Origin of the sequence: Corynebacterium choanae, from assembly GCF_003813965.1 — a bacterium.
GTDB lineage: Bacteria > Actinomycetota > Actinomycetes > Mycobacteriales > Mycobacteriaceae > Corynebacterium > Corynebacterium choanae.
Genome location: NZ_CP033896.1, coordinates 1,565,471 through 1,587,026 on the forward strand (window position 1 = coordinate 1,565,471; position 21,556 = coordinate 1,587,026).

Here is a 21,556-nt window from a genome sequence, read left to right on the forward strand (position 1 = left end):
TGTTTCCAGTGACGAAAGAACCGTTGCATTACTCCACCTCGGTGCACATCCCAAGCAGTAGTGTTGATCTGTTCCCCAAGGAACAGTATTCACAGCAGATGGTTGCGCACAATGTGGGAGTGTTGTACTACTTGGCGGCGTTTGCAGCCAGCTTGGCGAATGCTTCACCGTCGAGGGAAGCACCACCGACAAGTCCACCGTCCACGTCGGGCTGGGCGACGAGTTCAGCGACGGTTTCCGCCTTCACCGAACCACCGTAGAGCACGCGGATAGCATCAGCGGTCGCCTCGTCGGCGAGTTCAGCCAATGCGCCACGAACCGCATGGCACACTTCTTGTGCATCGGCAGCAGAAGCAACTTTACCGGTGCCGATTGCCCACACTGGCTCATAGGCGACAACGATCTTCTTCAGATCTTCCGCACTTAAACCAGCAAGCGAGGCCTTCAGCTGGGTGGTGACATAGTCGACGTGGGTGCCAGCTTCGCGAATCTCTAATGGTTCACCCACACACACGATCGGGGTGATATTGTGGCGCAGCGCTGCAGCCGTCTTGTTGGCGACCAGCTCATCGGATTCGCCGTGATAGTCGCGCCGTTCAGAGTGCCCAATGACTGCCCACGAGCAGCCTAATGCGCTCAGCATTGATCCGGAGATTTCACCAGTGTAGGCGCCCGCGTCATGCTGGGAGATGTCTTGTGCACCGTAGGTGATTTTCAAGTTGTCGCCGTCGACGAGGGTCTGCACGGAACGAATGTCGGTAAACGGCACCATTACGGCGACGTCAACCAAATCGTAGTATTCGTCGGAAAGCGCGAAGGCGAGCTTCTGGACACAGGAGATGGCCTCTTTGTGGTTGAGGTTCATCTTCCAGTTGCCAGCAATCAGTGGAGTACGTGCCATAGTGTTGTCACAGTCCTTGAGAAAAGAATTTAGCGTTCGATGGTGCCGGTGGGGGCGAATCGACAGTGTCGGCGCAACACTGTTTGCGCTGCACAGCCCTCACGGCACCAGAATGAAGTTGAAAGATTTTGCGTGTTGCAGCATGCGCTACCTGCATATTACAGCTACCAGCTGCTGCAACGATACAGTCGCAAACTGTTGCTCTGTGAACACCAGTCTGCAGGCCGTTGATGCGCCGCCTACCAGCGTGTTCCAGCTGTGCCACAGCACACTGGTAACACGCTGGTTATAGCGGAAAGGCCACCAGTGTTACTGGGAGAGGATGTCCACACCCGGCAACGTCTTGCCCTCCAGGAACTCCAGGGAAGCCCCGCCACCGGTCGAGATGTGGCTAAAGCCATCTTCGTCCAGGCCGAGCAGGCGCACGGAAGCAGCCGAGTCGCCGCCACCGACGACCGAGAATGCCCCGTTTGCGGTTGCATCGATCATGGCCTGTGCGACACCCTTGGTGCCTTCAGCGAACGCCGGGAATTCAAACACGCCCATCGGACCGTTCCAGAAGATGGTCTTGGCTTCGGCGAGCTTCGCTGCGAACTTTTCCACCGACTTCGGTCCAATATCGAGCGACTGCCAACCAGCTGGGATGGCGTCACGCTCTACGATCTGCTTTTCGGCATTACGATCGAATTCCTTAGCGGCAACCAGATCCTCAGGCAGCACGATGGCGTCACCATAGGTGTCGAGCAACTGCTTGCAGGTGTCAATCATTTCTTCCTGCAGCAGCGATTCCTGCACGTCGATGCCCATAGCGGCGAGGAAGGTGTAGCACATGCCGCCGCCGATAATCAGTGAGTCGGTCTTTGGTGCTAGCGCTTCGATCACTCCCAGCTTGTCGGAAACCTTCGAGCCGCCGAGTACGACCACATAGGGCTTCTTCGGATCTTTCGCGACATTACCGAGTACCGTGATCTCTTTTTCAACCAGTTCACCGGCGTAGTGCGGCAGCAGCTTGGCCACATCGTAAACAGAAGTCTGCGCGCGGTGAACCACCCCAAAACCATCGGAGACAAATGCGCCATTGTCACCGGTCAGCGCGGCAAGCTGCGTGGCGAACTCGGTGCGCTCAGCCTCATCCTTGGAGGTTTCGCGTGGATCAAAGCGCACATTTTCCAACAGCAGTACATCGCCATCGTTGAGGCCGTTTGCACGTTCGTGAGCATCTTCGCCAACAGTGTCTGCAGCAAGTGCCACATATTGGTCAAGGCGCTCCGACAGTGCTTCGGCAACTGGTGCCAGCGAATACTTCGGGTTTACCTCTCCCTTTGGCCGGCCAAGGTGAGCCATGAGGATAACCCGGGCACCGGCGTCGCGCAGCTTGGTGATCGTTGGCAGGGATGCATCGATACGGCCAGGGTCAGTGATCTGGCCATTGTCGTCGAGTGGAACGTTGAAGTCGCTACGCACGAGTACGTGGCGACCTTCGACACCTTCGTTGAGCAGATCGGTGAGATTTTTTACAGCCATGTGGAAGTTCTATTCTTTCGTTCATTACGGTGTGTGCGGCGACAAGCCGCAGCACACCACGCCTGAGCCGGCAGGAGTGTCGTAGACCCGATACTCGGGGAAAAGCCCGTTTCAGCGGGCTTGTCGCATCATCAACCAGCGCAATTGGCGACGAGTTCATGATGCAGACAGCCCCGGGGTGTGCCGGGGCACACCCCGGGGCTGTCAGGGTAGTTCAAGTTGTGCAGTACGGTGGCGTCACCAAAGCGGAACCTTGGCTCCGATTTACCCCATCAATGGCGCGTTGGTGATGCACCGACAGCTACACCGGTGAGCTTTCTTAGAGACGCTCGCCAACATATTCGGTGAGGGTAACCAGCTGGTTGGAGTAGCCCCACTCGTTGTCGTACCAGGAGACAACCTTCACCTGGTCGCCGATGACCTTGGTCAGGCCGGCATCGAAGATCGAAGCGTGAGCGTCGGTGACGATGTCGGTGGAGACCAGCGGATCCTCGGTGTATGCGAGCACACCCTTGAGTTCGCCCTCAGCAGCCTTCTTGATCGCTGCGTTGACTTCTTCCACAGTGACTTCCTTCGAGCAGGTGAAGGTGAGGTCGGTGGCGGAACCGGTTGGCAGCGGCACACGCATTGCATAGCCGTCCAGCTTGCCCTTGAGCTGAGGAAGCACGAGAGCAACAGCCTTAGCTGCACCGGTGGAGGTAGGAACCATGTTGATCGCAGCAGCGCGGGCACGACGCAGGTCGCGGTGCGGTGCGTCGAGCAGACGCTGGTCGCCGGTGTATGCGTGAACGGTGGTCATCAGACCACGCTCGATACCGAACGCATCGTCGAGCACCTTAGCCATTGGAGCCAGGCAGTTGGTGGTGCAAGATGCGTTGGAGATGATGTGGTGGTTCTCCGGGTCGTAGTCGGTGTGGTTCACACCAACGACGAAGGTTGCGTCTTCATTCTTTGCCGGAGCAGAGATGATGACCTTCTTGGCGCCACCATCGATGTGAGCCTTCGCAGCTTCCGCATCGGTGAAGAAACCGGTGGACTCGATAACGATATCGACGTTGTTCTCGCCCCACTTCAGGTTCTTTGGATCCCGCTCAGCGAACACGAGAATACGGTGACCATCAACGGTGATCGACTCGTCGTCGTAGGTGACTTCCTTGCCCAGACGCCCCAGGGTGGAGTCGTACTTGAGCAGGTGAGCGAGGGTCTTGTTGTCGGTAAGGTCATTGACGGCAACAATCTCGATGTCCGAGCCACGCTCGCTCAGAGCGCGGAAGAAGTTGCGTCCGATGCGGCCGAAGCCATTGATACCTACGCGAATCGACACGATTGGTTCTCCTTGATATAGGGGTAGAAGATTGCTTACTGCACGAAGCACACTGCAGCAGATTGCAGTGCAACTGCTGTGCATATTCCGTGAGCAATAGGTAACAACTCCGCGGATTGGAACAAGTGGCGGTGGATTACAGCTTCAGTTGATAGTTGTAACGAATCCAACTGGCTGTTTCACGGTGCACTGTCCAACAAGTGCGGCTTGCTACCCATCGTGGTCAGCACAGCCCACATTACCGGGTGTCGCGCCCGATTGGTAGGGAAAAACCCGAAAATCTCCCCAAGAAACCCGGTTTGAGCGGAAAAAATCGGACACAAAAAAACACAAACGGACACTATCGGGCATATAAATCGAGCTTTTTGCCCTCTTGTGTGACGAACGTTGCGAACTTACCCCCCACTCGGGGGAAAAATAACACCAATTCCTGATTTGAAGTCCATAGTTTGCCGTTAGCGAACACACAGGAGATCAGGATGTGTTTGTTGTCACACTAGCCGGGTTTGTGTCGGCATCTCACGCAAACAGGCATACTCAATCCCAGACCACACCTGCGCTGGTGACTAGTGCTCCTCGCTGTCAGCCGCTTGTTCACCAGCAGCGGAAGCAGCTACAGCAGTACCGGGGATACCAAGTTCTTGGGCTCGTTTATTGGCCATGGAAACCAACCGTCGAATACGTCCAGCAATGGCATCTTTCGTCAATTGCGGATCGGATAGGCGACCTAGCTCTTCCAGCGACGCTTTGCGATAACGGATGCGCAGGGCACCTGCTTCCAACAGATGGTCTGGCACATCATCACCCAAAATCTCCATGGCACGCTCGACTTTGGCGGCCGCAGCGGTCGCTGCCTGCGCCGACCGGCGCAGGTTTGCGTCATCAAAATTCGCCAGTCGATTCGCCGTCGACCGTACTTCCTGCTGTAGCCGCTGCTCCTCCCAGAACAACCTGCTGCGATGCGCTCCAAGGCGGGTGAGCAGCGCTCCGATCGCTTCCCCATCACGCAGATACACCCGTTCATGACCGCGGGCTTCTTTCGTACGGGCATGCAACCCCATTCGCCGTGCACAACCGGCCAACGCCATTGCTGCCTCCACCCCTGGGCAAACAATTTCCAGCGACGAACGACCAGATTCCGTCAACGTACCATGACACAACAACGCTGCTCGCCACACCGCTTCCCCCTCAACAATCGTCCCGGAAACCAGTTTCGGCGGCAGTCCCACAATCCGTACACCAGAACGGGTGACCAGCTCTGCATCGCGCAGCACCACCGCGGCGGGACGATCCACCGCAATATGGAATCGTCCTAATCCCCCAGTGCCCTGTTCTGCACTACGCTGCACACACGCACCCGCATCAAACGCCTCGTTGAGCATCCGAACCGCCCGCCGGGCAGCAGCTTCAGTGTCCAGCGCTAGCCGCAGCCGGGTGCCGAACGGGGTGTCATATTGTTCCCCGGCAAAGCGTAAAAACGCCGTCGCCTCGGCCGCGCGAACCATCGGCCGGGTCACCTCCACAGCCGCAAGCTCTTGTTTGACCTGCAACGTCATCGACATATCAGCGAGCAACCTTCCTCAATGAACCCAATAATGCTTCTACCCGGCATAACCGCATCGCCCTGATCCGAAAAGAATCAAGCAGCCTGATAAAAATAGGCTGGGATGCGCTCGCTGGCAATCACTCCAAACACGCCAGCCACCACAGCCGTGACAGGTGGAAACCAGGAACCAACGCAACCAGTAGCCGTGAGCAGAGAATATCCAATGCCGTGGGAGGCCTCCGACAATCTGGCTGGCGACGAGACGACACCGCTGCTACAGCAGGCTGCAAGAATCCCATCGACCACTATGGCGCAGGTAACAGCGTGCAACACAGGGGGGTAAAACGTATCCCGATAGCATACCCGAGCCTCACCTACGCTGTGGACTCAACTATGAACACTAAAAGGTGCTTTCCTTCCCGAGGCTCCCACCCAGCTCACTGCGTCGCCGTGTACAGCGAAACAGGTCGATGCTTCACTCCCCTGCCCGCCCGTAGCATTTGCCGAAAGCAGACGCAGCACACTGTCGCTCACAAACTCTGCAGTGCGCCCGCTTCGCCTGCACCAAGCTCAAAAGTTTGTGCCAATGCACGAGCCAGCTTCACCGGATCATGGCGATAGGTCTGCGGTGAACCGCTGTCTTCACGCATGTCACACAACACCAGATCAGCGCCCAATGCGGCAGCCGCCCGCCGGAGATGGCCATGTTCATAGCTGCTAGGCGCCGCCGACCGATCAACCACCACATGATCAACCCGCAAACGCGGGGCATGCTGCGCCATCATATGAATATGACGCTCAGCAGAAAACCCTGCCGTCTCCCCTGGCTCCGCGGTAAGGTTCACCATTACGACTTTCACCGCTGCAGTCTCCCGCAGCGCATCGACAATCGCCGGCACCAAGAGATGTGGAATCACCGAAGTAAACCAGCTACCCGGCCCTAACGTCACCAGATCGGCCTGTCGAATAGCGTCCACAGCAGCTGGACAAGGCTGTGGCGCATGCGGCACAAGACGTACCCGACGCACACCACCCGGTGTCGTAGCAACCGCCACCTGTCCACGTACAGTCCGCATCACCCGCGGATCATCATCCAGACCAGAAACATCTGCCTCAATTTCCAGCGGCTCGTTAGCCATAGGCAACACTTGGCCACGCACACCACACAACCGGCCAACCTCATCGAGGGCGGCCACCTCGTCACCCAGCACATCCACCAACCCGGCTAGCAGCAAATTCCCCACCGAATGGCCAGCGAGCGCTCCATTACCGCCAAACCGATGCTGAATGAGTGTCTCCCACAGATTGCCTTGCTCAGTGTCAGCAGATAATGCTGCCAACGCCATCCGCAAATCACCAGGGGGGATCTGCCCGAGCTCCCGACGGATACGGCCCGACGAACCGCCGTCGTCGGCCACGGTCACAATGGCATGAATAAACGGCACCTGCAATGCACGCACAGCACGCAGCGTTTGAAACAGCCCATGACCACCGCCCAAACAGGCGACCCGGTCAAGTGCAGCCGGCAAATGGAGTTGACGCTCACAAGCAGTCGAAGTCATAGTCTCACCGCAGTCTTTTCAAGAAAACAATACGAACTTATCAATTCGCAACACCGGCACCGTCAAAGCAAAACCAGCACGCCACAGCACCAGCGACTCGCGCGCAGTAGCAAGCCTCGTCGTAGCAAGCCCAACGCAACACCGAGCAAACCATTCACTATCCGCGGGAAATATCCCGGTGCATCACAGTGACATCGATACCATCGAGCGCTTGCAGCCGCTTCGCTAACTCCTCCGCAACAGCCACCGACCGATGATGACCACCAGTACAGCCCACACCGACCGAAACAAACGACTTCCCCTCCCGGCGATAGCCGGCCATCATCCCCTGCAACATATCGACAAACCGCTGCACAAACTGTTGGGCGTCAGCAGACTGTAAAACATAGTCGCTTACCGCCGCATCTGTACCCCGGAACAGTCGCAACTCGGGCACCCAGTAAGGATTCGGCAAAAACCGCACATCAACAACAATATCCGCATCGGTTGGGGCACCATGTTTAAACCCGAATGACTGGACAGTAATGTGCTGCCGTTGATTCGCTAACGTGGCAAACGAGTTCTGCATCACCCGCCGCAAATCATGCAGCGACAGCTCGGAGGTGTTAATCACCAAATCAGCCATTTCTTTTACCGGTGCAAGCAGCTCCCGTTCCCGGCTGATCCCGGTTTGTAGCGTCCCAGATCCCTGCAGTGGATGGGTACGCCGCACCGAATCAAACCGGCGCACCAACACATCATCTCGCGCATCGAGAAAAAGCAATGTCGGATTATTAAACCGGATCTGCAGCTGTTTGACGATCGCGGTGAGGTCACCGCCAAAATCTCTTGACCGCACATCTGTCACCACTGCCACCTTATTGATCGGCGGGGAGAGCTCTCGGCACTTTTCCACCAAATCGACCATCAAGGTGTAGGGCAGGTTTTGTGCTGTGTACCAGCCCATATCTTCCATAACCCGGGCGGCGGTGGAAAGCCCAGCGCCAGACATTCCGGTGATAATCACGGGGGCTTGCGAAATCGGGGTATCCTGTGCGGGGTCAGTCATAGGGTTCATCCTAGCGAAAAGCCGGCACGGTGAAGTGGAAAATAGCGGCGTCATTACCGTTGCCCCGAACCTGCCCTACACAGCGTAAACAGTAGGATCTTCGGCTCCCCCTGACGGGCATGCCACTTAGGGCTCGGCTGCCGAGTCAACATTACGCGCCAAAGCCTGTTTGCCCGCCTCCTCTACTGCCGAGCTCGCACCATCTTGAGGATGCAAAGCTGCGAAGAGCTGTGCTGCACGTTTTGCCCCAAATCCGGGAATTGCCGCAATGTCTTCCACTGCCGCTTCCCGGAGGCGCTTCACACTGCCAAACGTGCGCATCAACTGCGCTTTTCGGGTAGGCCCAACACCAGGAATATCATCGAGCGCGGAGACCCGAAGCCGTTTCGACCGTTGCTGGCGATGATAAGTAACTGCAAAGCGGTGCGCTTCGTCCCTGATCTGCTGCAACATGTACAACGCCGACGAACCACGCGGAATAATCACCGGTTCGTCATCGTCAGGAAGCCATAATTCCTCCAAACGTTTTGCCAACCCGACCAGCGTCACATCGGTGATACCCAATTCAGCGAACACTTCAGCTGCCGCATTGACCTGGGGTTTGCCACCATCAACTATGAAAAGTTGCGGCGGATAGGCGAACCGTTTCCCGTCAGTGGATTCTTCCACCACAGTGGGCTGATCACCGGCGGTTGTTGCCGTAGGATGCCGTTGAAAACGACGCGCGGTCACTTCCGCAATAGAGGCGACATCGTTGGAGTGGCCATCACCAGCGGCGTAGCGAATCTTATAGCGACGATAGTCACTTTTCTTCGGCAACCCATCTTCGAACACCACCAGTGAGGCAACCACATCATGCCCAGAAATATGGGAGATGTCAGTACATTCAATTCGCAATGGAGCCTGCGACATACCTAACGCCGCCGCGATATCGTTCAACGCCTCTGATCGGGCAGTAAGATCACCAACCCGTTTGGTTTTATGCCGTCTCAGCGCCTCGGCTGCATTCTTTTCGACTGTCTCGAGTAGCGCAGCCTTTTCACCTCGCTGCGGAATCCGCACAGCAACAGTACTGCCACGCAGCCGTGACAGATATGCGGCCGTCTGCTCCACATCAGCTGGAGCGACGTTGAGCAATACTTCCTTCGGAACCGGGGATACCTCGCTGAGATCACGATGCTCATCTCGGTCAACACCACGACGCGTTATCGCAGTATCGACCTCTCCTGTGGCTTCCACCGCGTCGGTATAAAACTGCACCAGAAAATGCTGCACCAATTCAGCAACATCAGCTGGTACAGCATCCGTGGAGACAGCATCGTCAGCCGAATCTGTGTTGCGACCTTTATGCTCGTTATCCCCCTGATTGTCTGGCAGCCCGGTACCGTCACCAAGCGCGGCGTTTCCCCGTTGCCCTGAACGTTCCACCACCCATCCACGCTGGCCGCGAATACGGCCTTGCCGCACATGAAACAGTTGAAGGGAAACTTCTAATTCGTCGATGTAGGCGGCTAGAACGTCAGCGTCGGTACCATCGCCAAACACGACAGCTTGACGTTCCATGACTTTTTCGATTGCCCCCAAATCATCGCGCAGACGAGCAGCTTTTTCGAAATCTAATTCTTCACTTGCTGCCTGCATTTGTTGCGTTAGTGTTGCCACGACCTGATCCGTTCGCCCGGCCATGAACCGAACAAAACCGTCTACAATCTCACGATGCTCGGCGGCGCTCACCCGATCAACACATGGGGCGCAACATTTATCAATGTATCCCAAAAGACAAGGGCGCCCCAAGGTTTGATGCCGCTGAAACACTCCCTTCGAGCAGGTACGCATCGGAAACACTCGGGTCAGCAAGTCCAGTGTTTCCCTAATCGCCCACGCATGTGAATAGGGGCCAAAGTAGCGAATAGTGCGCTTTCGCGGTCCGCGATAGACGAAGGCACGCGGGAATTGTTCACCAACGCTGACTGCGAGATACGGGTAGCTTTTATCATCCCGATATTTCACGTTAAACCGTGGATCGAATTTTTTGATCCAGGTATATTCCAGCTGCAAGGCCTCGACCTCAGAGCCGACTACTGTCCACTCCACTGATGACGCCGCTGTAACCATCTGCCGGGTGCGGGGATGCAGCTGGGAAAGATCAGCAAAATACGAGTTCAACCGCTGGCGAAGCGACTTTGCTTTGCCAACATAGATCACCCGTTGCTCAGCGTCTCGAAACTTATACACCCCAGGATCTGTGGGAATAGATCCGGGAGCCGGGCGATAGGTGGACGGATCCGCCACTATTACCTCCTGGAAGTGGTGGTAGAACAACCTCGACGCATATACGCTACGTGATTTCCTGCTTGGAACGGCGACTGTTGCCACGACACTGTTGCATCGCTTGTTTACACCGGCTCACTTACTGCAAGATGCAAACAATGTCTGGGGCGCAACTCCCCGGCGATGCTCCAAGCGCACCGCCCGAAATCAGGGCGGACAAACGTGGCCTCCTCCAGGACACACCCACCTGCCTGAAACATCCTCAAGTGCGGGTGAGGCAACTACACGTGCAGTAGTGACCAGTTTTGATTCGGGCTGACACCTGACCTGCCGACGACGACCAGTACCCAGCATCATTCGGCGCCGCCTCGCAGGCTTCAGGGCTAGGCCTAAGGCGATACTCAGCCTGTACTCGCGCCACGCTACACAGTTCTATTCGCCGATCCTGCTTTCCTGCATGCGGCGAAAAACGGACGAACTTTTAGTCCTCCGGCATGTATTTGTCTTCCAATTCCGAGAATTTTCGGACAGCCGTTACTACATGTTCGCCGTCTGCCGCTTGAAAGGCCATCAATGGCACAAATTCAAACTCTGGCAGTTCAAGACGCGCCCACCGGGCAGTTTTCGGAAAGGACAACCCGTAGACCACTTGCCACGGGTAGAACCTGGCAACGGTGAAGTTCCGCACCTCAACACCGTCACAGTTAGCGCGCACCCGTGGACGGGTAATACCCAAAGCCACAGCTGAAAACACGATCCCTAGGCCAACAAATGACCACTGATCAATGGGTGTGACACGCACTCCGGTGTCGCCGATACCGACGACGATAGCCATAAAGATGTGCACTGCCATAATCACTGCTACTGCAATCCAGGCGACAACGACTAGCCGCTTGGATTTGTGTTCAAATTCCCACGGATTCAGCGACGTGGACGCACCGTCGGCTATGGCATATTGCACCAGATCATTGCTTTGAGCAGCATTGTTTACTGACACGTGTATCCTTCTTGCGGGCAGGGGGCTGGTTGCTTTGCTTGATCCGCGAAAACCGCGCAAAGTAGCTGCGCTGATATGTTACGCAACCACAACAGGGGCCGCTGATAGGCGAGGCAGTCTACAAACAAACGCACACCAGGTGGACTGCAAGCTAGACTACCAACCCGGTTGCGAAAGCTAGCATTGCCCCGCCAACGTAAGCCTGAAGACGGCGATAGCTGCTAGGCGGTATGGCTCTGCGGGGGAAGATCACGCATCTCTCGCATTGCCAGCATCGACTCAACATATTTAGCGAACAGATCAACTTCAAGGTTGACGTATGCGCCTTCTGGAAGTTCCCCGAAAATTGTGTCATCGAGGGTCATCGGGATCATCGACACTTCAAACCAGTCGGTACCCCGTTCAAATACCGTTAGTGACACACCGTCAAGAGCCACCGGACCTTTATTCACAATATAGGCGTTGAACTCGTCAGGAATACCGAAACGCAAGGTGTCAAAGTTGGCGAAGGATTTACGCTGCAAAAGCTGCACTTCGATATCGACGAAGCCTTGCACCATGTGGCCGCCGAGAGGGGTTGCCAGGGTCAGGGGGTTTTCCAGGTTGACCTTGTCCCCCACCGAGAGGCGCTTGAGATTGGTTACCGAAAGCGTATCCAACATCACCAACACTGTGAAGTCGTCGCCGTCCACTTCAGACACAGTCAGGCAACAGCCGTTGACTGCCATACAGTTGCCGTGCAGTACCTCGCTCGGCAGTGCCGGTGCGGTGATGACAAATTCGCAGGCATCTTCCAAGTCGCGACGAACTTTTACGGTGCCAACGTTATGCACGATTCCGGTAAACATTCTTTCGCTTCCTCAAATCTTGGGGAATTTTCACAGTCTTTGCGGGCAAAAACCAACACTGTTGTCCGCAACTAGATTTTCCAAAGTGTAGCGCACCACCTCCCCTTGCGTGCCCACCCCGGGTAAACACGGTGTCGGACAAGACCAAATGGGGGTGCATCGCCGTCGGGTGCAGCGGCTTTTCGCCACGCGCAGCAGCGTGTGTGCTCTGATGTTGCTGTGCTGCACCACCTACCGTGCAACCTCCGGGATTGACGCTCAATGATGGTGCAAAAGATTATTGCAGCCGCGGGTTCCCGGCAGCCGCCAACCGTCGCAGCTGCTCGACTTCACTTGCAGGATCAGCTGCCCGGAATACTGCCGAACCGGCCACGAACGCATCAACACCGGCAGCTGCAGCTTGGGCAATAGTGTCTTGGTTAATTCCGCCGTCGATATTGATTACCGTCGGATGGTTCTCCTCATCGATACGCTGCCGCAAGGCAACCACCTTATCGAGCACCTCAGGCATGAAGGATTGTCCACCGAACCCTGGTTCAACACTCATAATGAGCACTTCATCAATCTCTGCAAGATGATCGATAATTGTCGAAACAGAGGTACCTGGTTTGATTGCCACACCTGCGTTGACTCCACTGCTGCGCAGGTGTTTGCAGATCGCTCGCCAATCGCTGGCAGCTTCCTGATGAATAATGACCGTTCTGGCGCCGGCATCCACATACTGGTCGACCCATTTGCCGGGGTTTTCGATCATGAGATGCACATCCAGTGGCAGGTCGGTGACGCGATGTGCGGCTGCGGTGATGTCAGGGCCAAAGCTCAAATTCGGCACAAAATGACCGTCCATGATGTCAACGTGAATCCAATCAGCGTTGTCCACCGCAGCAATATCGCGGGCAAGATATGCGAAGTCGGCTGCCAGTATGGAAGGGGCAATAATTGGTGCCGCCATAACGGATTCTCCTTGGGGTGTTTGTAGCAATGGTGGATGGTAGTCCAGCCACCCACGATTGGTTCTGAATCAGATACTCACTAGGTTGCACGCCGGGGAATGTCTTGCCTCATCACTTGGCATTGTGCCAACCGTGGTTGGTGAGACGTTTACCCCACAGTGTAGGCGCAAGCGTTATCCGCCGGGTCGGGTTCTTGCCGGTGGCAACGTTTAGGGGAGGTTGGGTGATTTTCTCAGCAGCGAAACGAACATAGCGTCGGTGCCGTGCAGATGTGGCCACATTTGTGCCGAGGCGAAGGCACCGGTGTCTGGCATACCGCACAACAGATCGGCCACGGGTTGTTCGGTGATCTCAGGATGGGCGGCCAGCGCAGTGTCGACGATGTGGCGTGTTTCTTCCACATGCGGCGAACAGGTTGCATACACCACAATGCCGCCGGGGCGGACGAGTTGTATCGCTCGATCGAGCAGTGCTTGTTGCAGCGTGTTCAGTTCGGGAATGCTGTCTGCGGTTTTGCGCCATCGTGCCTCTGGTCGTCGACGCAGCGCCCCAAGCCCGGAACAGGGAGCATCGACCAAAATGCGGTCATATTCGCCGGCAAGCTCAACGCTTCGACCGTCACCAACATGGACTGTCCACGAATGGGGGTCGAGTCCTTGCAGCGCTTGGCGTACCAGGGCGGCTCGATGCGGCATGGGTTCGACAGCATCAACGTGGGCTCCGTCAATAGTGGCAAGAGCTGTGAGCAGTGCTGCTTTGCCACCAGGACCCGCGCACAAATCAAGCCAGCGGCCTTGATCGGCGCCGTCCAGTGGGGCTGTGGCAGCTAAGCGCGCAATGAGTTGGGAGCCTTCATCTTGCACGCTGGCAAGGCGCTCAGCGAAAATCGGATCGTCCCCCGGACGGCCTCCGGGAAGATACGCCCCATATGGGCTATATGTCGCCGGTTCGGCGCCGGTCAACGCACACAGTTCCTCAACGGTGAGCTCCCCAGGCCGTGCCACCAGATGGACCACTGGTCGCGCCGAGTCGGCAGCCAGTGCCCGGCCGAGTTCTTCGTGCATTGCCGGGTCTGCTAGCGCCTGCTGGATCGCTGCAGGGGCAACGTCGCCGATTCGATGAGCCGCCAAGGCGGTGGCGAGCGCCTCGGCGATCCACACCGGATGCGCATGGTGGAACGCCAGGTTGGCGAGCGGGTCTTGCGGAGCAAGGCGCGCGAACCATTGCTTTGCTGGTAGCCGTGTTGCGGTTCGCATTAGTGCGTTGACGAATCCGGTGACTTGATTACCGACTAGCCCCTGGGCGAGACGAACCGTCGTATCGACTGCGGCATGAGCCTCCACCCGGGTGTATAACACCTGGTAGACACCCAAGCGTAAACAGTCCAGCACAACTCCGTCGAGTTGGTTGAGTGGTCGGGAAGAAATCTCGTCGAGCAGCGTGTCAAGCACACCGATAGTCCGCAGGGTGCCATAGGTGATCTCCGTGGCGAATGCGGCATCTCGACCGATCAGACCAGACTGTTCCAGCAGGTTTGGCAGCAACAAGTTGGCATAGGCCTCATCTTCCCGCACCCGAGTCAGAACCGTCACTGCTACCTGCCGGGCTTTGTCCACCCCGTGCAGCCATGGCGGGCGTTCTTGCCGCCGGGATGTCCGCTCGTGTTGTCGTGAGAACCGTCGATCATCTTGACGGGGGCGACTATCACGACGACTGGTCGTCCGCTCACCATTGGACTGCGCTCCATGGTGCTGCCGCCGGGGACGGTCGGTTGATGCAGCCTGGTTACGGGAATCGCGTGTTTCAGCTCGCTGCTGACGGTGTGCGTCACGATCGGTATGCTGCCCAGTCGATGTTTGCCCCGACTGGCGGCGAAGTTTTTCGCTGACTTGTTTCGCCTGTTGCGGCACAGTCCCTTTCGCCCGGGATCGAAACCCTCCACTCACGACAGTTGTGCCCTTTCGAATTCACGTCGGCCACGAACAAACGCGGCCGCCTCCATCATTGGTTTTCCGGGCGGCTGCAGCCGCCCAAAGGCGATGCCGTTTCCGTCACCGCAGCGCATCACCGGCTTCTCGCCAAGCATCACAATCGAGCCCGGTGCACCAGTGCCGGCCATCTCGGCGGCCGCCACCACCTGCGGGTCGGCAACTTTAAGCCGCATATCATCCCACATCAGCCACGCCCCTGGGGAGGGAGTAAACGCCCGTACCTGCCTACTGATCGCGGTGGCAGATGCCGTCACATCCACCTGCGCGTCGGCGGCGGTAAATTTTGCCGCATAGGTTGGTTCCCCGGTTTGTGGCTGAGCCACTACACTGCCGGCCGCGAGTTGATCCATAGTTTCGCACAGCAACCTGCCACCGCGCGCCACCAGCGTATGAAATAGTGCTTCAGCGGTAGTGGTGTCGTCGATCGGTACCGAAGTTGTCAGCAGCACATCACCAGTGTCGAGCCCTTCGTCAATGCGGAAGGTAGTCACCCCGGTGGTGCTGTCACCGGCGGCAATCGCCGCCTGCACGGGGGCAGCACCACGCCAGCGTGGCAGTAACGAAAAGTGCACGTTGACAAATCCGTGCGGCGCGATCGACAACAAATCCTTCGGAATCAGTGCCCCGAACGCCACCACGGGAACACAATCAGGCTGCCAGGCTTGCAGCTGGGCACGTGCCGCGTCCCCGGCCGGATCCCCTGCCCGTAGCGTAGTGGTTTCCACTACCGGTATGCCCGCCTGCAACGCAAGCTCTTTCACCGGGGAAGGATGCAACGTGCGGCCACGTCCCCGGCGGGCATCTGGGCGGGTCATCACCCCGACAATTTCGTGTTGTTGTTGCTCCAGCAGCGCCTGTAAACACAGTGCTGCCGGCAGCGGGGTTCCCGCAAACACCAGACGCATAATAGTCTTCAGTGCCTTTCTTTTTGACCTCGACATGAACACGTGATCCACCGCAACGCAACCCCTTCACTCCGAAAATCTCGCACACCTGCAACGAACAGCTCGTGAGGCGCCACGAAAAACAAACGAGGGTTGCGGCTGCTGCTGACAAACCTAGCACTAACCAGCAGCGACAGGTACACCCTGCTACCCAATATCGATCGGATCGACTTGAATCCGCAGTGGAACAGCACAGGCACCGGTTGCTTTGCGCTGCCGAAGCCGGCGCAACCACTGGCCAAGTTCGCGCCGGGCAGCAACTGTGGCCGGTACCCGCACGTACAGGCGCAGCGCACTGCTGCGACTGGTTTCATCCCACCCCCCGGGCAGCGGTTGGCTTGCAGGGATAGCTACCGGCCCTAACACTTCTGCTTCGGCCAGCTGCTGTACCACACCGGCACATTCCCGCAACACTTCACTTGGTGCATCAATCGCCGCGATATGCACGGCCGGTGGCAGATGTACTTCCCGACGTTTCCGCAATTCACTGCTTGCAAAGCCCACCGGGTCGCAGCGGATTGCTGCTTGCACCGGCGGCAGCGATGCTTCAGCAACAATGGTGACCGTCGCCCCGGTGGACCGCGACTGCACCAAACTCATGGCACGAATCCACTGGCGAAGACCCCGTTCCCAGGCTCTGAGATCTTGCCGGCCAACAGTAGCCCACCCGTCGAGCAGCACCGCTGCCCCGTAGCCGCCTGGACACACCGGCTCCGCCCCAGGCGTGGCGATCACCAGCCGGGCAGGACCTGGTTCCAGCTCGTCGACAATGTGGCTCCCCCCACTAGTAACTATCGGGGTAGGCGCAAAAGCACGTCCTAGTTCTTCGGCGGTGCGATGAACCCCCACCACCTGCGAGCGCAGCTGGGTTCCCCCGCATTCGCCGCATCGATAGGCGCCATCAGGGCGGCCACACCAGCGACACTCCAGCACCGAATGTGTATCCGGCCAAGCAAGTGGCCCTCCACACCACCGGCAGCGCGCAGGAGTACGACAACGTTGACACGCCAACGCCGGCACATAGCCAGCACGCGGTACCTGCACCAGCACACTCGCGTTGCGTGCTAGCGCCTCCCGAATCGAGGTAAACGCCAACTGCGGAATCCGGGCTCTGTTAGCAAGCGGATCCCGTGCCAGTGCCGCGTCGCTATCGGCTGTTGCCCGCACCAGCGGTGCGGCAGCTCGGATCCGGTCCGAACTGGGCAAGATGTCATGCACCCAGCCGCTTTCCACGAAATATTGGACTTCTGCGGTACGTCCCTGGGAAGCAAACAACAACGCTGCTTGCCGTTTCGCGGCAATAGTCGTCGCCGCTTCCCGGGCGTGAATATATGGCGCCCGCGGATCAACAAGCTGATCACTGCCGTCATCGACCACCACCAGCAACCGTAAATGCTCCACCGGGGAAAACACTGCCGACCGCGTACCGATCACCAACCGTGCCTGCCCTTGCAACGCGGCAAGAAAACGGCGATACCGTGCCTGCGGCCCAAGATTCGCAGTGAACACCGTGATTTGTTTCGCGGCCAGCCACTCCCGGCACGCTGCGGCAAGCCGATCCACCTGCCGCTGGTGCGGCAAAACACACACCACCCCGCCACCGTCAATCGCTACTTTGCACACCAGCGCCGCCAGCGCCACCATCCCATCATCCCCAGGCAAAATCTGCCACGCTGCGCGTGCCGGTTTTCCACTCAGCACAGCCTCCACAAACGCCTGCCCCCGCTGATACATCGCCCACGGCGACAAATCGGGTTCCTCCGCAGCACCCAGATCAGCAAATGGAGTGGCAAAATCGGCCTGTTCGGCACCCTTATGCCGAGGCGGTAGCATCGCCCGCACCACATCGCTGGTGACCGCCGCATAGCGCTCCGTCAAACTGTCACACACCCGCTGCATCACCGGTGGCATAACCGGCACATCCCCCAGCATCTGCACAATGGGCGACAATGCACCTTCATGGGTGGTCTCATCGGCGACTTCCCACACCAAACCATCAATCCGCCGCCCAGCAAACCGGATACGCACCCGACAACCTGGCTGGCATACCCCCTGCAGTTCCGGCGGAATCGCATAATCAAAAAGACGATCCACCGTCGCCACCCCAACCAACGGCAACACCCGTGCCACACTGCCAGGAAACTGGTGGGCACGGGTGTCTGTCATAGTCAACGATTCTACAAGTTAATAGCCGCCTGCAGCTGCTCGGTGCGATCAAGACGCTCCCACGGCAACTCCAAATCATCCCGACCGAAATGCCCATATGCTGCAGTTTGTGCATAGATTGGGCGAAGCAGATCAAGATCTTCAATAATTGCCGCCGGCCGCAGGTCGAACACTTGTTCCACAGCAGCCTGAATTTCTTCGTCCCCCAACCCGTGATGGGCGGTACCAAAGGTTTCCACATAAAGACCGACTGGCTTCGCCCGCCCAATAGCGTAGGCAACCTGCACTTCGCAGCGATCAGCAAGCCCTGCAGCCACCACATTTTTCGCCACCCACCGGGCAGCATAAGCACCTGAACGATCAACCTTTGACGGATCTTTCCCAGAAAACGCACCACCACCATGGCGAGCCATCCCACCATAGGTGTCGACAATAATCTTGCGGCCGGTCAGCCCGGCGTCCCCCATCGGACCGCCCACAGTAAACGAACCCGAAGGGTTCACCAGCAGCTGCAAATCATCATCAATAAACCGCTCCAAGCCGGCAGCAGCCACTACCTCATCGACCACATGGGTACGAATCTGCTCTGCCAACCAATCCTGCGAAACATCCTCAGCATGCTGAGTGGACACCACAATCGTGTCGATGCGCACCGGCTCATCAGCCTCGTTATAGGCAAACGTCACCTGGGTTTTCCCGTCCGGACGCAATCCTGGAATGATGGAACGCTTCCTGCACTCCGTCAACCGACGAGCCAGCTTATGAGCAGTCGCAATCGGCAACGGCATCAATTCTGGGGTTTCATTGGTGGCATACCCAAACATCAACCCTTGATCCCCCGCACCTGCCTGATCACGCGCCTCAGTGAGTCCACCACGCGCCTCAGTGGAGTGCTCCACCCCCGAGGCGATCTCCGCAGACTGCTCACCGATAGCCACAGTCACCCCACAGGTGGCACCATCAAAACCCACCTGCGACGACGTAAAGCCGATCTCTTTCAACTTTTGCCGCACCAGCTGCGGAATCTCCACATACCCAGAACACCGCACTTCGCCGACGATATGCACCAAACCGGTGGTCACCACCGTCTCCACGGCGACACGGGAATGCGGATCAACAGTAAGCATTGCATCCAAAATAAGATCGCTAATCGCATCACAGATCTTGTCTGGATGGCCTTCAGTGACTGACTCACTGGTAAACAGACGTGTTGCATGTTGCATAGAACAATCCAAGCCTTACTGAAAATTTTTTGAACACTACATACACAAAAAGACATAGCCTGGTGCAACTGGCCTGCGGCGAAACCAGCTTTACGAACACCGCAAAACAGGCATCTCACCCGATCCTGCACACCATCCAATGCTACTCACAATGCTTCACCCAATATAGACCAAGCTGTCTAATTGTACAAACTTGTCTCTAATCACAGCGTCATAGCAGGTAATTCGACCGTTTTTTGATGCGACAGCAAGCGAAGTTGCTTCCCAAACTGAACCGCTTAGGCTACCGGAGTTTCTCTGGTAGCAAACCCCAACTGTTAGGCCTGCTGCGCCACCGCTTCGAGCAGCTGCCGAGCAATAACAAACTTCGAATCCCGCGGCAGTTCCAACACCTCACCACCGGCAGACAACAACCATCCAGCATTCGTCGGCTTGCCAAATACCTGATCTTGCGACACATCGTTGACCAGCAGCCAATCGCAGCCCTTCCGGGCAAGCTTTGCTCGACCATGTTCCAACGCCGTGGCTGCAGTATCACCAGTCTCCGCGGCGAAACCAACAATGATTGGTTGGGAGCCTGTCGCCCGGCGTTTAACCAGACCACGCAAGATATCCGGATTTTCACACAAGTCGATCTGCTGCAAATCAGCCGTACCACTGCCCTTTTTTAGTTTCGTTGCCGCGGCTATTTTCGGGCGCACATCTGCCACAGCGGCTGCCATGATAATAATGTTTTGCTTCGCGAACTCATCAGCGATGACCTGTTGCATATCATTCGCGGAATCAACCGCAATAACGGTCGCACCAGCCGGTGTGGGAAGCCGATCGGTAGCACCAGCCACCACAGTCACTGCAGCTCCCATATGGGCAGCCACCTCCGCAATAGCAAAGCCTTGCCGCCCCGAAGAATGATTACCAATAAACCGCACCGGATCGATAGCTTCCCGCGTACCTCCCGCAGAAACTAGTACCCGTTTGCCGGCAAGGGTGCGCGGGAGCATACCGGTGGATAACACCAGCAAGGCCAAGTCGACGATCTGTTCCGGATCGAGCAGACGACCAGGTCCGGTATCACTGCCAGTTAACCTGCCGTGGGCAGGCTCCAACACTGTCATTCCGCGATCACGCAACAGCGCAACATTTGCCTGTGTCGCAGGGTTATTCCACATTTCGGTATGCATTGCTGGCGCAATAACCACCGGCGCCCCCGTCATTAACACCGTAGAGGTGAGCATATCGTTTGCCCGTCCCTGCGCCAGCCGTGCTAACAGATCAGCGGTGGCAGGAGCAATCACCACCAGATCAGCGCGTTGACCAACCTGCACATGTCTAACCTGGTCTACTTCCTCATACACCGAGGTAAACACCGGATTATGCGATAACGCCTCAAACGTCGCTTTGCCCACAAACCGCAACGCGTTTTCCGTAGGAATCACCTGCACCTCGTGGCCAAGCTCGGTAAAACCGCGCACTACATGGCATGCTTTATATGCTGCAATTCCCCCGGAGACACCAACTACGATCCGCTTCGCTGCCGTGTGCGCCACCTGCTACTCCTTACAACCATGAAAATCTGTCGTGCCCTACAGCGGAGATGCGCTCAACCAAACCAAAGATTTTCGCACCGTTTCCTACCGAACACGGGAATGAAATCATTCACGCATTGACTGTACACGCCCCCCGATATCGATCCGATCATCCCGCCTGCGGAGCAAAGGCACAAAACGCTATGGCAGAGAAAATGGTGCAGCACGCACTAATGCCCGTCATGGTGTATCCATGACGGGCAATGCCGCGAAGCTCCTCAAGCAGGGAACCCGGACAATAACGGTGTTCAGCGCGTCGCCGCAGAACATATCGCGTTCACGCGGCAGCAGTCAGCTAAGTCGAACAGAATTAGCCTTCTTTGTGCTCCAGCAAACCTTCGTCAATCTCGCGCAACGCAATCGACAATGGCTTCTCCCGTTGCCGCTGGGCGACGAGCGGTCCGACAAACTCAAACACACCATCATTGGCCTGCTGGTTGTAGGAATTGATCTGCCGGGCACGCTTTGCAGCGAAAATCACCAGCGCATACTTACTCGACACATGCTCGAGTAGCTCATCGATCGGTGGATCGGTAATGCCGGTCGGCGGATCGAAAACCTTTTTATTCTCAGATTGAATGTGATTCACAGGTGAAATCGTTACCTTCGTGATCGAATGATGTTCGTGTGGTCGAAGAACGTCCCAGCATTACGTGATGCTGATTCTATTGG

17 protein-coding genes are annotated in these 21,556 nt (G+C 57.2%); 1 reads left to right on the plus strand and 16 read right to left on the minus strand.

Annotation, left to right across the window (positions count from 1 at the left end; all coding sequences use genetic code 11):
- Positions 1-127: 127 nt before the first annotated feature.
- From tpiA to CCHOA_RS05640, 11 genes are all read right to left on the minus strand, one after another.
- Entirely contained in the window at positions 128-901 is a 774-nt protein-coding gene (gene tpiA, locus CCHOA_RS05590) for a triose-phosphate isomerase (RefSeq protein WP_123927986.1), read from the minus strand.
- A 309-nt stretch (positions 902-1,210) separates the two neighbouring features.
- Positions 1,211-2,425, minus strand: a complete 1,215-nt coding sequence (locus CCHOA_RS05595; RefSeq protein WP_123927990.1) for a phosphoglycerate kinase — start codon at positions 2,423-2,425, stop codon at positions 1,211-1,213.
- Positions 2,426-2,744: 319 nt separating this feature from the next.
- Complete coding sequence (gap, locus tag CCHOA_RS05600; protein WP_123927993.1) at positions 2,745-3,749, minus strand: type I glyceraldehyde-3-phosphate dehydrogenase; 1,005 nt, start codon at positions 3,747-3,749, stop codon at positions 2,745-2,747.
- A gap of 566 nt (positions 3,750-4,315) precedes the next feature.
- Complete coding sequence (gene whiA, locus CCHOA_RS05605; protein ID WP_123930892.1) at positions 4,316-5,305, minus strand: DNA-binding protein WhiA; 990 nt, start codon at positions 5,303-5,305, stop codon at positions 4,316-4,318.
- 520 nt (positions 5,306-5,825) lie between these two features.
- Positions 5,826-6,857 carry a gluconeogenesis factor YvcK family protein gene (locus tag CCHOA_RS05610; RefSeq protein ID WP_123927996.1) on the minus strand — a complete coding sequence of 344 codons (1,032 nt, stop codon included), beginning with the start codon at positions 6,855-6,857 and terminating at the stop codon, positions 5,826-5,828.
- A 157-nt stretch (positions 6,858-7,014) separates the two neighbouring features.
- Positions 7,015-7,914 (minus strand): RNase adapter RapZ, encoded by a 900-nt coding sequence (rapZ, locus tag CCHOA_RS05615; protein WP_123927999.1) that lies wholly within the window; start codon positions 7,912-7,914, stop codon positions 7,015-7,017.
- Positions 7,915-8,031: 117 nt separating this feature from the next.
- Positions 8,032-10,197 carry an excinuclease ABC subunit UvrC gene (uvrC, locus tag CCHOA_RS05620; RefSeq protein WP_123928002.1) on the minus strand — a complete coding sequence of 722 codons (2,166 nt, stop codon included), beginning with the start codon at positions 10,195-10,197 and terminating at the stop codon, positions 8,032-8,034.
- Positions 10,198-10,657: 460 nt separating this feature from the next.
- Entirely contained in the window at positions 10,658-11,173 is a 516-nt protein-coding gene (locus CCHOA_RS05625) for a PH domain-containing protein (RefSeq protein ID WP_377739780.1), read from the minus strand.
- Between the two features lie 221 nt (positions 11,174-11,394).
- Positions 11,395-12,021, minus strand: coding sequence for a riboflavin synthase (locus CCHOA_RS05630; protein ID WP_123928005.1), 627 nt, complete (start codon positions 12,019-12,021; stop codon positions 11,395-11,397).
- Positions 12,022-12,298: 277 nt separating this feature from the next.
- Entirely contained in the window at positions 12,299-12,973 is a 675-nt protein-coding gene (gene rpe, locus CCHOA_RS05635; protein WP_123928008.1) for a ribulose-phosphate 3-epimerase, read from the minus strand.
- A gap of 210 nt (positions 12,974-13,183) precedes the next feature.
- Entirely contained in the window at positions 13,184-14,599 is a 1,416-nt protein-coding gene (locus CCHOA_RS05640; RefSeq protein ID WP_245992255.1) for an RsmB/NOP family class I SAM-dependent RNA methyltransferase, read from the minus strand.
- 2 nt (positions 14,600-14,601) lie between these two features.
- Here CCHOA_RS05640 and CCHOA_RS10925 point away from each other — a divergent pair, with 2 nt between their 5' ends.
- Positions 14,602-14,862 carry a hypothetical protein gene (locus tag CCHOA_RS10925; protein ID WP_245992307.1) on the plus strand — a complete coding sequence of 87 codons (261 nt, stop codon included), beginning with the start codon at positions 14,602-14,604 and terminating at the stop codon, positions 14,860-14,862.
- A 54-nt stretch (positions 14,863-14,916) separates the two neighbouring features.
- Here CCHOA_RS10925 and fmt read toward each other — a convergent pair whose 3' ends face one another.
- The 5 genes from fmt to rpoZ form a co-directional block, all read right to left on the minus strand.
- Complete coding sequence (gene fmt, locus CCHOA_RS05645; RefSeq protein WP_123928014.1) at positions 14,917-15,870, minus strand: methionyl-tRNA formyltransferase; 954 nt, start codon at positions 15,868-15,870, stop codon at positions 14,917-14,919.
- 186 nt (positions 15,871-16,056) lie between these two features.
- Positions 16,057-18,075: a primosomal protein N' gene (locus CCHOA_RS05650; RefSeq protein ID WP_123928017.1), complete on the minus strand. Its 2,019-nt coding sequence runs from the start codon at positions 18,073-18,075 to the stop codon at positions 16,057-16,059.
- An 11-nt stretch (positions 18,076-18,086) separates the two neighbouring features.
- Positions 18,087-19,298, minus strand: a complete 1,212-nt coding sequence (metK, locus tag CCHOA_RS05655; RefSeq protein ID WP_123928020.1) for a methionine adenosyltransferase — start codon at positions 19,296-19,298, stop codon at positions 18,087-18,089.
- 317 nt (positions 19,299-19,615) lie between these two features.
- Positions 19,616-20,845, minus strand: coding sequence for a bifunctional phosphopantothenoylcysteine decarboxylase/phosphopantothenate--cysteine ligase CoaBC (gene coaBC, locus CCHOA_RS05660; RefSeq protein WP_123928023.1), 1,230 nt, complete (start codon positions 20,843-20,845; stop codon positions 19,616-19,618).
- 349 nt (positions 20,846-21,194) lie between these two features.
- Positions 21,195-21,473, minus strand: a complete 279-nt coding sequence (gene rpoZ / locus CCHOA_RS05665) for a DNA-directed RNA polymerase subunit omega (RefSeq protein WP_206425772.1) — start codon at positions 21,471-21,473, stop codon at positions 21,195-21,197.
- Positions 21,474-21,556 lie beyond the last annotated feature (83 nt).